Below are 12,137 nucleotides of genomic sequence, written 5' to 3'. Positions count from 1 at the left end.
AGGAGCGGGCGTCGGGACCGCAGGGCCCCGACGCCCAGACACCATGTTCACAAGCTGCGCCGATCCGGCGACCCTCGAAGGCTTGAGCTGGCTGCTGTGCTATCTGGTCACAGGCAAGCAGATCGCCTTCTATTGGTCCTTCCTCACCGTGCTGACCCTGCTGGCGGTCACCGCGCCCACGGCGCTGGCCTTCGGCTTCGTCGGGGCGATGGCCTCGCGCTCGTCGCTGGCGCCGGTCAGCCTGATCGGGCGCGGCTATACCGCCATGGTGCGCGGCATCCCCGACATCGTCTTCTTCCTGTTCTTCGTCATCGCCCTTGATCAGGGCATCGAGTGGCTCACCCACCAGATCCGCTGCCCCGACTGGACCGAGCCGGTGCGTCAGGGGCTGGAGTTCCGCGTCTGCCCCGAGGCCAAGGTGCCGCCGGGCCACGCGCCGCAGGTCGTCCACCAGATTTACGGCTTCGCCCTCGCCGTCGTCACCTTCGCGCTGGTCTTCGGCGCCTTCGCCGCCAATGTGCTGCTAGGCGCCATGCAGGCCGTGCCGCGGGCGCAGCTCGAGACCGCCGAGAGCTACGGCATGACACCGCGCCAGGTGTTCCGCCGCATCCTGGTGCCGCAGATGTGGGTCTATGCCCTGCCCGGTCTGTCGAACCTGTGGATGATCCTCATCAAGGCGACGCCGCTTCTGTTCCTGCTCGGCGTGCAGGACATCGTCTATTGGGCGCGCGAGCTTGGCGGGGCCAAGACCTCGGCCTATGCCTTCCCCCATCCCGACTGGCGGCTCTACTACTTCCTCGTGCTGCTGGTCTTCTACCTCTGCATGACCCGCGTCTCCGAGATCGTGCTGGCCCGCGTGGCGCAGCGGCTGAGCTTCGGTCAGGCCACCGCCGCGGGTGAAGCGCAACGGAAGGCCGCCGCATGAGCTGCTGGGAAACGATCGGCCAATACGCCTTCCGCAGCCTCGGCCATGGCGAGCGGCTGCTGCCGCGCAGCGATTTCACCCTGTGTCAGCAGTTCACCCTGATCGGTTCGGGGATGATCTGGAACATCTACTTCGGGCTTCTGTCGCTGGTGGCGGGGTTCTTCTTCGCCAATGCGCTGGCGATGGCCAAGGCCAGCCGCCACGCCTGGCTGCGCAAGCCCGCCGAATGGTTCATCTTCGTCTTCCGCGGCTCGCCGCTCTTCATCCAGTTCTTCCTCGCCTACGAGGCGCTGGTGATGCTGCCGCGCGCGGGCATCGTGCTCTGGGGCCTCACGGTCGAGACCTCGTGGCTGACGAAGGCCTGGGCGGGGGCACTCATCGTGCTCTTCCTCAACACCGCCGCCTATTCGGCCGAGATCTTCTACGGCGCCTTGCGTTCCATCCCCAAGGGTGATCTGGAGGCCGCCGACGCCTATGGCCTATCGGGCTGGGCCAAGTTCCGCCGGGTGCAATGGCCGACTATGCTGCGCCTCGCCTGGCCCGCCTATACCAACGAGGCGATCTTCCTGTTCCACGCCACCACGCTGGTGTTCTTTTCCGGATTTCCGGCCTTCCAGCAGCGGGGCGATGCACTCTACTATGCGAACTACTTCGCCGACAAGACGTTCAACCCCTTCGTGCCTTATCCCATCGTGGCCTTCTACTTCATCTGTCTGACACTTCTGGTCATCTGGCTGTTCGGGGTCGTGAACACACGGCTCAACCGGCATCTGCCGGCAAACACAAGGTCGCGCATCAGGCTGCGACCGCAGATCATCAGGTGAGAGTATGAAAGACTGGCTGAGAAAGCATCCCGAGGTGCGCACCATCCGTGTGGCGGCCGCAGATCTGAACGGTCAGGCCCGCGGCAAGCGCATCCCCGCGCGCTTTGCCGACAAGGTGGTGAAGGAGGGCACGCGTTTTCCCTTCTCGGTGCTGAACCTCGACATCTGGGGCGAGGATATCGACAACAGCCCGCTGGTCTTCGAGGAAGGCGATGCCGACGGCATCCTGAAGCCGACCGAGCGCGGCTTCATGCCGATGCCCTGGCTCGAGGCGCCGACGGCGCTGCTGCCGATCTGGATGTTCCGCGAGGATGGCCGACCCTATGACGGCGATCCGCGCCACGCGCTGCGCGCCGTGGTGCAGCGCTACAAGGACCGCGGCCTGACACCGGTCTGCGCGGTGGAGCTGGAGTTCTTCCTGATCGACGACAGCGGCAAGACGCTGCAGGTGCCGCCCTCCCCCCGCTCGGGCAAGCGGCGCAAGGCGTCGGAGACGCTGTCGATCCGGGCGCTCGACGCTTTCGATACGTTCTTCACCGATCTCTACGACGCCTGCGAGGCGATGGACATTCCGGCCGACACCTCCACCTCCGAGACCGGCCTCGGCCAGTTCGAGGTGAACCTGATGCATTGCGACGACGCGCTGCGCGCCGCCGACGATGCCTGGCTGTTCAAGATGCTGGTCAAGGGCCTCGCCCGCCGCCACGGCTTCGCAGCGAGCTTCATGGCCAAGCCCTATCCGGAATATTCCGGCTCGGGGCTGCATGTGCATTTCTCGGTGCTGGATGCCAAGGGCGACAACATCTTCGACTCGGGCGGGCCCAAGGGCACGGCGGCGATGCGGCATGCGGTGGCGGGTTGCCTGAACGCGATGCACGACTCGACGCTGGTCTTCGCACCCCATGCCAACAGCTACGAGCGGCTGGTGCCGGGGATGCATGCGCCGACGGCGATCTCCTGGGGCTACGAGAACCGCACCTCGGCGGTGCGCATCCCGGCGGGCAATCCGCAGGCGCGGCGGATCGAGCATCGCGTGGCAGGCGGCGACGTGAACCCCTATCTCCTGCTCGCCACCATCCTGGGCGCCGCGCTGACCGGCATCGAGGATGGCGACGAGCCGCCCGCCGCGGTGATGGGCAACGCCTATGCGCTGGAAAACCTGCCGCATATCCCGGCGACCTGGGACGACGCGATCGGGGCCTTCGAGAATTCCGCCGTGCTGCCGCGCATCCTGCCGCGCGAGCTGATCCGCAACTATGTGCTGACCAAGCGTCAGGAAGCGCATTACATTGCGGAGCTGAGCCCGGAAGAGCAGGTCGAGCTCTATCTCGACACCGTCTGACCTCTTGCCCGCCCCCGCTTTGTGGGGGTAGGCTCTCGGCCAAACCCAAACGGACATTTCATGCTGATCGGCATCCTGCAAACCGGCCTCGCGCCCGACAACCTGTCGGGCGAGATGGGCGATTATCCCGACATGTTCGCCCGTCTGCTCGACGGGCATGGCTTCACCTTCCGCACCTACCGCGTGGTCGACATGGAGTTTCCCGCCGACGTGCAGGACTGCGACGGCTGGCTCCTGACCGGCTCGCGCCACGGCGCCTACGAGGATCACCCCTTCATCCCGCCGCTGGAGGCGTTCATCCGCCGCGCCTATGCGGCGCATGTGCCGATGGTGGGGATCTGCTTCGGTCACCAGATCATCGCCCAGGCGCTTGGCGGCAAGGTCGAGAAATACAAGGGCGGATGGTCGGTCGGCCCGACCGACTACGACTTCGACGGCGAGACGCTGACGCTGAACGCCTGGCACCAGGACCAGGTGACCGAACTGCCAGACAGCGCGACCGTCATCGCCCGCAACGACTTCTGCGAGAACGCCGCCCTCGTCTATGACGACCGCGCCTTCACCGTGCAGGCCCATCCCGAGTTCCGCGACGAGTTCGTCGACGGGCTGATGCGGACCCGCGGCAAGGGCGTGGTGCCGGAAGACCGGATGGAGGCCGCGACCGCCCGGCTCGGCACGAAGCTCGACGCGCCGACCATCTCCGACCGCATCGCCGATTTCTTCAAGCGCCCGCGCGCCCAACACCCCAGAGAGTGACCCATGTCCGACTGGACCAGCAAGATGCCCGAAGCCGCCCGCGACTACATCGCGGGGCGCCGTGTCGACGAGGTGGAGTGTATCGTCTCCGACATTGCCGGCGTCGCCCGGGGCAAGGCGATGCCTGCCTCGAAATTCGGCAGGCAGATCAGCTTCTTCCTGCCGAACTCGATCTTCCTGCAGACCATCACCGGCGAATGGGCCGACAACCCCTCGGGCGCCTTCACCGAGCCCGACATGATCCTCGTGCCGGATTTCTCCACCGCCACCGCCGCGCCCTGGACGGCGGATGTGACGCTGCAGGTGATCCACGACGCCGAAGACCAGCAGGGCCGCCCGGTGCCGACCGCGCCGCGCAACGTGCTGCGCCGGGTGGTTGAGCTCTACAACGCCGAAGGTTGGCAGCCGATCGTCGCGCCGGAGATGGAGTTCTTCCTCACCGCGCGCAACCTCGATCCCAACATGCCGGTCATGCCGCCGATGGGCCGCTCCGGTCGGCGCGCAGCGGGCAAGCAGGCCTATTCGATGAGCGCGGTCGATGAATACGGCAAGGTGATCGACGACATCTACGACTTCGCCGAAGCGCAGGGCTTCGAGATCGACGGCATCCTGCAGGAGGGCGGCGCGGGTCAGGTGGAGATCAACCTCGCGCATGGCGACCCGGTGAAGCTCGCGGACGAGATCTTCTTCTTCAAGCGGCTGATCCGCGAGGCGGCGCTGCGGCACGACTGTTTCGCCACCTTCATGGCGAAGCCGATCGAGGGCGAGCCGGGCTCGGCCATGCATATCCATCACTCGGTGGTGGATGCGAAGACCGGCCGCAACATCTTCTCGGACAAGAAGGGCGGCGAGACCGAGGCCTTCCTGCATTTCATCGCCGGGATGCAGAACCACCTGCCCGGCGCCATCGCGCTGCTGGCGCCCTACGTCAACAGCTACCGCCGCTACGTCCCCGACTTCGCCGCGCCGATCAACCTCGAATGGGGCCGCGACAACCGCACGACCGGGCTGCGCATCCCGATCTCGGGGCCGGAAGCGCGGCGGCTGGAGAACCGGCTGGCGGGGATGGATTGCAACCCCTACCTCGGCCTCGCGGCCTCGCTGGCCTGCGGCTATCTGGGGCTGAAGGAGGGCAAGACGCCCCGCCCGGAATGCACCGGCGACGCCTACATGTCCGAGACCGATCTGCCGTACAATCTGGGCGACGCGCTCGACCTGCTGGAAGAGAACACCGCGCTGCAGGACGTGCTGGGGCCGGAGTTCTGCCGGGTCTACGATTCGGTGAAGCGCAACGAATACAAGGAGTTCCTGCAGGTCATCAGCCCGTGGGAGCGCGAGCATCTGTTGCTGAACGTATGAACCTGCTCTACGCCAACGACCGCCCCGGCGAATACCCGGCCTCGTGGTATGCCGCGACCGCCACGCCGCTCGCCGCCTTCCCGCCCCTGCAGGGCGAGGCGGCAGCCGATGTCTGCGTGGTGGGCGGCGGCTATACCGGGCTGTCGGCGGCGCTGCATCTGGCGCAGCGTGGCTTCTCTGTCGTGCTGCTCGAGGCGCACCGGATGGGCTTCGGCGCCTCCGGGCGCAATGGCGGGCAGGTCGGATCGGGGCAGCGGCTGGAGCAGGACGATCTGGAGCAGATCGCCGGGCGCGAGGACGCGCGGCGGCTCTGGGATCTGGGGGAGGAGGCCAAGGCCCTCGTCCGCGCATTGATCGCCGATCACGCCATGCCCGTCACCTTCCACCCCGGCATCGCCCACGCCTGCTGGCACGAGCGCGAGGTGGCCCATGCCGAGGCCAATGCCGAAAAGCTGGCGCGGGACTATGGCTATACCGGGATCGAGGTGCTGGACCGCAAGGCGATCCGCGCGCTGATCGGGTCGGAGGCCTACAAGGGTGGCGATCTCGACCGCGGCGCCGGACATCTGCACCCGCTCAACTTCGCGCTGGGGCTGGCCGCCGCCTGCGCCGGCGCCGGCGTGCGGTTGCATGAACGAAGCGCCGTGACGCGGATCGAGGACGGGCCGCAGCCGGTCGTGCACACCGATCAGGGCCATGTACGGGCGCGCCATGTCATCCTCGCCTGCAACGGCTATCTCGGCGGGCTGGAGCCGCAGGTGGCGGCCAAGGTCATGCCGATCAACAATTTCATCGTGGCGACCGAGCCTCTGGGCGAGCGCGCCAAGGAGATCCTGTCGCAGCCCATCGCGGTGGCCGACACCAAGTTCGTGGTGAACTACTGGCGGCTCTCCGAGGACAACCGCCTGCTCTTCGGCGGCGGCGAAAGCTATGGCTATCGCTTCCCCGACATCATCAAGACCGTCTCGAAGCCGATGCTGCAGGTCTATCCGCAGCTGAAAGGCACGAAGATCACCCACGCCTGGGGCGGGACGCTGGCGATCACCCTGAACCGCCTGCCCTGCTTCACCCGGCCCCGGCCCAACGTGCTGTCGGCCTCGGGCTATTCCGGGCATGGCCTGGCGATGGCGACGATGGCGGGCAAGGTTATGGCGGAGGCGGTGGCCGGACAGGCCGAGCGGTTCGACCTGATGGCCAGCCTGCCCCAGCCGCGCTTCCCGGGCGGGGCGGCGCTGCGCTGGCCGCTTCTGGTGCTGGCGATGACCTGGTATTCGATGCGCGACAGGCTGGGGCGCTGAGCCCCACTTCTGCGCAAGGCTGCACATCAGCCTTGCGTGGCGGAGGGTGGTAAAGCCTCCTCCGAAAGGTCATGTCCTTGGCCACACCTTCATTCCAAGGACGTATCCCATGACCACCATCCTGCGCCTCGAAAGCTCCATCAAGGGCGAAGCCGCCGTCTCCCGCAAGCTGACCGACCGGATCATCGCCCGGCTGACCGCCGCCCATCCCGAGGCGACGGTCATCACCCGCGACCTGTCCAAGGGCCTGTCGCACATCAACGGCGCCTGGCTGGGCGCGGTCTACACCCCCGCCGAAGCCCGTGACAGCGACCAGCAGACCATCGCCGCCACCGCCGACGAGCTGCTCGACGAGGTGAAGGCCGCCGACACGCTGGTCATCGCCCTGCCGGTCTACAACTTCGGCGTCCCGGCGCATCTGAAGGCCTGGATCGACAACATCGCGCGCAAGGGCGAGAGCTTCACCTATACCGAGAACGGCCCGATCGGCCTGCTGACCGGCAAGCGCGCCATCGTCGCCTTCACCTCGGACGGCACCAAGATGGGCTCCGAGCTCGACCACGCCTCGGGCTACCTGCGCCAGATCCTCGGCTTCTTCGGCATCACCGATGTCGATTTCGTCGCCGCCGACCAGATCGTCTTCGGCCCGGAAGCCGCGATGGCCAAGGCCGAGGCCGAGATCGACGCGCTGGCCGCCTGATCCGCTTCCGCCCGCCTCTGGCGGCATCTCTCCCGAGCCCCGTTCCCGGCAGATCGCCCGGAGCGGGGCTTTCTGCCCTTCAAACTGCCGGACAATGCTGCATTCTGCCCGGGCGACCCGCGAGCCGAGTTGAACCGGACGGGCCGCCCGGATAGCGTGGCGCACAACCGTAACCGTAAGAGGATCTCTATCATGCGTGACGACGCACCGAACTCGTGGGAATCGCGCGCCGATACCTATTCGCTCTACGGCTTCACCGACCTGCCCTCCGTCGAGCAGCGCGGCGCCGTGGTGCTGACCCATGGCAAGGGGCCCTACGTTTACGACGTGCATGGCCGCAGCTATCTCGACGCCAACTCGGGTCTGTGGAACATGGTGGCGGGCTTCGACCATCCGGGTCTGACCGAAGCCGCCAAGGCGCAATATGACAAGTTCCCCGGCTATCACGCCTTCTTCGGGCGGATGTCGGACCAGACGGTGATGCTGTCGGAAAAGCTGGTCGAGGTCTCGCCCTTCGACCGCGGTCGGGTGTTCTACACCAACTCGGGGTCGGAAGCGAACGACACGATGGTCAAGATGCTGTGGTTCCTCGGCCTTGCCGAAGGCAAGCCGCAGCGCCGCAAGATCATCACCCGGATCAACAGCTATCACGGCGTGACGGCGGTCTCGGCCTCGATGACCGGCAAGCCCTACAACTCGGTCTTCGGCCTGCCGCTGCCGGGCTTCATCCATGTCGGCTGCCCGCATTACTGGCGCTTCGGCAAGGACGGCGAGAGCGAGGAGCAGTTCACCGCCCGCATGGCCGCAGAGCTGGAAGCGACGATCATCAAGGAAGGCCCCGACACCATCGCGGGCTTTTTCGCCGAGCCGGTGATGGGTGCGGGCGGGGTGATCCCGCCGTCCAAGGGCTATTTCCAGGCGATCCAGCCGGTGCTGAAGCGCTACGGCATCCCGCTGATCTCGGATGAGGTCATCACCGGCTTCGGGCGCACCGGCAACACCTGGGGCTGCGAGACCTACGGCTTCATGCCCGACGCGATCATCTCGTCGAAGAACATCACTGCGGGCTTCTTCCCGATGGGCGCGGTGATCCTCGGGCCGGAGCTCGCCGACCGGATCCAGGCGGCGGCGGAAGCCATCGAGGAATTCCCGCACGGCTTCACCGCCTCGGGTCACCCGGTCGGCTGCGCCATCGCGCTGAAGGCGATCGACGTTGTGATGAACGAGGGTCTGGCCGAGAACGTGAAGAGCCTGACGCCGAAGTTCGAGGCCGGGCTGTCCTATCTGGCGGAGAACCCCAACATCGGCGAATGGCGCGGCAAGGGCCTGATGGGCGCCTTGGAAGCGGTGAAGGACAAGGCCACCAAGACCCCCTTCCCCGGCACGCTGTCGGTGTCGGAGCGGATCGCCAACACCTGCACCGATCACGGGCTGATCTGCCGTCCGCTGGGTCAGGCCATCGTGCTCTGCCCGCCGTTCATCATGACGGAAGGCCAGATGGACGAGATGTTCAACAAGCTGGGCGAAGCGCTGAAGAAGGTCTTCGCCGAAGTCGCCTGAACGACAAAGCGGGCGCCCATCGGGCGCCCGCTGACTTTCCGACCGCCGATGCCGTCAGAGCTTGGCGAGTTTCTTCTGCAGCTCGGCCAGCTGCTTCTTGATCTGCGCCAGCTCCTCGGTATTGGCCGGATCGACCGGGCCTTCGTCCTTCGAGCCCATGTTGGCGCTCCAGCCGGGGATGGCCATCATCGTCTTCATGAAGGCCTCCTGCTGCTTCCTCATCGCCTCGAAGCCCGGCATCGCCGTCATCGGGTTGGGGATGGAGGTGAGGTTCTCCATCATCTTGGTCTGCCCGGTCCGGAGCATCTCGAAGGACGCGGCGAGGAATTGCGGCACGACCGATTGCACCTCGGTGGTGTAGCTGCGCACCAGATCGGTGAGCACGCCCAACGGCAGGACGTTGTCGCCCTTGCTCTCGTGCTCGGCCACGATCTGCAGCAGATATTGCCGCGTCAGGTCATCGCCGGACTTGAGGTCGATGATCTGCACCTCGCGACCGGCCCGGATGAAACCCGCGATGTCTTCCAGCGTGACGTAGTCGCTGGTCTCGGTGTTGTAGAGACGGCGGCTGGCGTAACGCTTGATCAGAAGCGGCTTCTCGGTCTCGGACATCGACAGTTCCTCTTATGCGCCTGCGGAAAAGGTTAGGGCAGCGCGGCATAAAAAGAAAGGGCGGGCTTTTGGCCCGCCCCCGCATCCTGCTCCGGGAGGAAAGATCAGGACGCTCTGGTATTTCAGCGCGCCGGGGTCGTCACTTTTTTCGCGGCCGTGGTCACGTCGGTCGTGGCCTTCTTCACCGCGGCGGTCGCGTCTTCCGACATGTCCTTGCCGGCGGCCAGCATCAGCTCGACGGTTTCCATCTGCACCTTCTTCGCCACTTCGGCGAAGGCGGCCATGTTCTCGGCGGCCATCTCGGCGGCGGCCGAGGCGAAGTCGGTCGCGGCCTTGGTGTATTCGGTCGGCTCGGTCTTGGCCTTCGACATGTCGCCGAACTTGGCGATCGTGTCCTTGGCCCATTTCGAGGTGATCTCGGTCGACTTCTCGGCGGCTTCGAGGGCCACTTTCGACAGTTTCTCGGTCATCGCGGCCTGGGTCTTGAACGCGTTCTGGAAAGCGCTCGAGTCGACCGGGAAGGAGGCCATCATGTCCTGCATGACTTTGGTGAGATCCGGGGTCTTCGTCATGTGCCTTGCTCCTGCAATCGGGCTCCATGCCCGCGTTTCCTGATGACCAAGATATAAATGCTGCAGTGCAGAAAATCAAGTATTATTCTGCACTGCAGCATTTCGCCATGGACCGGACCCGCCGTGAGCTTTAGACAGGAACATCAACCGATTGCCGCAACGCCTCCCGCTGCGCCGCGGACAGCACATAGGTGCCGGGGGCCGGCGCGAGCACCGGATGCTTCGAATCACCCAAGCCCCGCGCCTTGATCCGCTTGCCCGAGCGTTCCGCCAGCCACTCCCCCCAGCGCGGCCACCACGAGCCCTGCACGAAGCTCGCGCCCTCGCGGAACGCCTCCGGCGTGGTCAGCGGGGCCTCGTTGACATAGTGGCCATACTTGCCCTTCGAGGGCGGGTTGACGATGCCGGCGATATGGCCCGACTGCGACAGGATGAAGGTCTTGTCGGTCGATCCGAACTGCCGCAGCCCGTTGTAGCTGCTGCGCCAGTCGGCGATGTGGTCGGTCTCGCAGGCGATGGCGCAGACCGGCAGCTTGATGTCGGACAGCGTCACCGGCCCGCCCAGCACCGGAAAGCCGCCCTGCGCCAGCCGGTCCTCCTGACAAAGCCCGCGCAGATATTCCACCGCCATCTTCGCCGGCAGGTTTGTGCCATCGCCGTTCCAGAACAGCAGATCGAAGGCGGGCGGCGACTCCCCCAGCATGTAGCTGCGGATCGCCGGTTGATAGATCAGGTCGTTCGAGCGCAGGTAGCTGAAGGTCCGCGCCATGAAGGTCTTGTCGAGGATGCCGTCCACCGCGACCTGCCGCTCGATCCCGTCGACGAAATCGTCGTTGAGGAACACCCCGACCTCGCCCTGATCCGAGAAATCGGTGAGCGTGGTGAAGAGCGTGGCCGACTTCACCGATGGATCGCCCGCCTTCTCCAGATGGCCCAGCGTCAGCGACAGGGTGGTGCCGGCGATGCAGTAGCCGACCGCGTTGACCTGCTTCTGTTTCGTGATCGACCGCACCTCGGCGATGGCGCGCATGTAGCCGTCGCGGATGTAGTCGTCCATGCCGAAACCGGCATAGCTCGCATCCGGGTTCACCCAGGAGACGACGAAGAGCGTGAAGCCCTGATCGACGATCCACTTGATCAGCGAGTTCTGCGGCTTCATGTCGAGGATGTAGAACTTGTTGATCCAGGGCGGGAAGATCAGCAGCGGCGTCTCGTGCACCGTCTCGGTGGTGGGGGAATACTGGATCAGCTCCAGCATCCGGTTGCGGTAGACCACCGCCCCTTCGGACGTGCCGATGTTGTGGCCGATCTGGAAGGCGTCGCGATCGGCCAGCGTCACCAGGAGGTCGCCGGAATTGGCCTCGATGTCGCGGACCAGATTCTCCAGCCCCTGCACCAGGCTCTCGCCATCGGTGGCCACGGCGCGCTCCAGCGCGTCGGGATTGGTGCCGAGGAAGTTCGTCGGCGAAAACATATCGACGATTTGCTTCGAAAAATACTCCACCCGCTTCTTGTCGACCGGGTCGATGTTCTCCAGCCCCGAGACCGCCTGGGTCACCGCCTCGGCGTTCATCAGGTATTGCTGCTTGAGGTAGTTGAAGAAGGGATGCGTCTCCCACAAGGGGTTGGAAAAGCGCCGGTCCTTCGGGGTCGGGTCCGGCGGGGCCTTCAGTTCGCCCTTCACAAGCGCCTGTTGCGCCTCGACATAATGCTTCAGGCTCTTGCCCCAGAAGCTGATCTGGTGCTCGAGGATCTTCGCCGGGTTCTGCATCATCTCGGCGACATAGGCCGTCGCCGCCTTGAGAAACACGTCGTTGCTGGGGCCGTGCAGCGCCGGATCGGCCGCCTTCCGGCGGGTCAATGCCGCGGTGAGGCGCTTGGAAAGGGCGTCGATCTTGATCAGATTGGCGTTGAGCCGCTCCAGATGCGCCTCTGCCGATGGCCCTGCGCCATTCTCTTCAGTTGTCATGCGCCGAATTCCCCCCTAGATTCTGCTCTGCAGCATCGTGTCGCCAGACTCAGGGGGAAAAGCGACGGGTTCTCAATCCGCCCCCACCGGGCAAGGAGACGCAATGAAGTATATGGCAACCTACGACCTTATGGAAACCGCGCGCAACACCAACGAGTGGATGGGCGCGACCGCGCGGGCGATGGCCTCCTATCCGATGTTCGCGATGACCATGAGCCCG

At 65.6% G+C, this 12,137-nt stretch carries 11 protein-coding genes; 8 read left to right on the top strand and 3 right to left on the bottom strand.

The window, feature by feature from the left end; translation table 11 throughout:
* Positions 1–43: 43 nt before the first annotated feature.
* The 8 genes from C5F48_RS10045 (at position 44) to C5F48_RS10010 (ending at position 8,764) form a co-directional block, all read left to right on the top strand.
* Positions 44–925, top strand: a complete 882-nt coding sequence (locus tag C5F48_RS10045) for an ABC transporter permease (protein WP_107663776.1) — start codon at positions 44–46, stop codon at positions 923–925.
* Positions 922–1,749, top strand: a complete 828-nt coding sequence (locus tag C5F48_RS10040) for an ABC transporter permease (RefSeq protein ID WP_107663775.1) — start codon at positions 922–924, stop codon at positions 1,747–1,749. The genes C5F48_RS10045 and C5F48_RS10040 overlap by 4 nt, the downstream gene beginning before the upstream one ends.
* 4 nt (positions 1,750–1,753) lie before the next feature.
* A complete protein-coding gene (locus tag C5F48_RS10035) occupies positions 1,754–3,091 on the top strand; it encodes a glutamine synthetase family protein (protein WP_107663774.1) in 1,338 nt (445 codons plus the stop codon).
* 60 nt (positions 3,092–3,151) lie between these two features.
* Entirely contained in the window at positions 3,152–3,847 is a 696-nt protein-coding gene (locus C5F48_RS10030; RefSeq protein ID WP_107663773.1) for a type 1 glutamine amidotransferase, read from the top strand.
* 3 nt (positions 3,848–3,850) lie between these two features.
* The gene (locus C5F48_RS10025; RefSeq protein ID WP_107663772.1) at positions 3,851–5,206 is read left to right on the top strand and encodes a glutamine synthetase family protein; all 1,356 of its coding nucleotides are present in this window, start codon (positions 3,851–3,853) and stop codon (positions 5,204–5,206) included.
* Positions 5,203–6,504: an NAD(P)/FAD-dependent oxidoreductase gene (locus C5F48_RS10020; protein WP_107663771.1), complete on the top strand. Its 1,302-nt coding sequence runs from the start codon at positions 5,203–5,205 to the stop codon at positions 6,502–6,504. The genes C5F48_RS10025 and C5F48_RS10020 overlap by 4 nt, the downstream gene beginning before the upstream one ends.
* A gap of 109 nt (positions 6,505–6,613) precedes the next feature.
* Positions 6,614–7,204 (top strand): FMN-dependent NADH-azoreductase, encoded by a 591-nt coding sequence (locus C5F48_RS10015; RefSeq protein WP_107663770.1) that lies wholly within the window; start codon positions 6,614–6,616, stop codon positions 7,202–7,204.
* Positions 7,205–7,396: 192 nt separating this feature from the next.
* Positions 7,397–8,764 carry an aminotransferase gene (locus tag C5F48_RS10010; RefSeq protein ID WP_107663769.1) on the top strand — a complete coding sequence of 456 codons (1,368 nt, stop codon included), beginning with the start codon at positions 7,397–7,399 and terminating at the stop codon, positions 8,762–8,764.
* A 54-nt stretch (positions 8,765–8,818) separates the two neighbouring features.
* Here the strand turns inward: C5F48_RS10010 and phaR are convergent, their stop codons facing one another.
* From phaR to phaC, 3 genes are all read right to left on the bottom strand, one after another.
* Positions 8,819–9,376 (bottom strand): polyhydroxyalkanoate synthesis repressor PhaR, encoded by a 558-nt coding sequence (phaR, locus tag C5F48_RS10005; protein WP_107663768.1) that lies wholly within the window; start codon positions 9,374–9,376, stop codon positions 8,819–8,821.
* A gap of 122 nt (positions 9,377–9,498) precedes the next feature.
* Positions 9,499–9,948, bottom strand: a complete 450-nt coding sequence (locus C5F48_RS10000) for a phasin family protein (protein ID WP_107663767.1) — start codon at positions 9,946–9,948, stop codon at positions 9,499–9,501.
* A gap of 130 nt (positions 9,949–10,078) precedes the next feature.
* On the bottom strand, positions 10,079–11,917 hold the full coding sequence (gene phaC, locus C5F48_RS09995) for a class I poly(R)-hydroxyalkanoic acid synthase (RefSeq protein WP_107663766.1): 1,839 nt from the start codon (positions 11,915–11,917) through the stop codon (positions 10,079–10,081).
* Between the last annotated feature and the right edge of the window lie 220 nt (positions 11,918–12,137).

Origin of the sequence: Cereibacter changlensis JA139, assembly GCF_003034985.1 — a bacterium.
In the GTDB taxonomy this organism is placed as follows: domain Bacteria; phylum Pseudomonadota; class Alphaproteobacteria; order Rhodobacterales; family Rhodobacteraceae; genus Cereibacter; species Cereibacter changlensis.
This window is presented reverse-complemented; position numbering and strand designations above follow the sequence as displayed.

Excerpts from the sequence above, each read along its gene's own strand:
- C5F48_RS10045 (WP_107663776.1), top strand. The coding sequence starts at position 44 with ATGTTCACAAGCTGCGCCGATCCGGCGACCCTCGAAGGCTTGAGCTGG.
- C5F48_RS10040 (WP_107663775.1), top strand. The coding sequence starts at position 922 with ATGAGCTGCTGGGAAACGATCGGCCAATACGCCTTCCGCAGCCTCGGC.
- C5F48_RS10035 (WP_107663774.1), top strand. The coding sequence starts at position 1,754 with ATGAAAGACTGGCTGAGAAAGCATCCCGAGGTGCGCACCATCCGTGTG.
- C5F48_RS10030 (WP_107663773.1), top strand. The coding sequence starts at position 3,152 with ATGCTGATCGGCATCCTGCAAACCGGCCTCGCGCCCGACAACCTGTCG.
- C5F48_RS10025 (WP_107663772.1), top strand. The coding sequence starts at position 3,851 with ATGTCCGACTGGACCAGCAAGATGCCCGAAGCCGCCCGCGACTACATC.
- C5F48_RS10020 (WP_107663771.1), top strand. The coding sequence starts at position 5,203 with ATGAACCTGCTCTACGCCAACGACCGCCCCGGCGAATACCCGGCCTCG.
- C5F48_RS10015 (WP_107663770.1), top strand. The coding sequence starts at position 6,614 with ATGACCACCATCCTGCGCCTCGAAAGCTCCATCAAGGGCGAAGCCGCC.
- C5F48_RS10010 (WP_107663769.1), top strand. The coding sequence starts at position 7,397 with ATGCGTGACGACGCACCGAACTCGTGGGAATCGCGCGCCGATACCTAT.
- phaR (WP_107663768.1), bottom strand. The coding sequence starts at position 9,376 with ATGTCCGAGACCGAGAAGCCGCTTCTGATCAAGCGTTACGCCAGCCGC.
- C5F48_RS10000 (WP_107663767.1), bottom strand. The coding sequence starts at position 9,948 with ATGACGAAGACCCCGGATCTCACCAAAGTCATGCAGGACATGATGGCC.
- phaC (WP_107663766.1), bottom strand. The coding sequence starts at position 11,917 with ATGACAACTGAAGAGAATGGCGCAGGGCCATCGGCAGAGGCGCATCTG.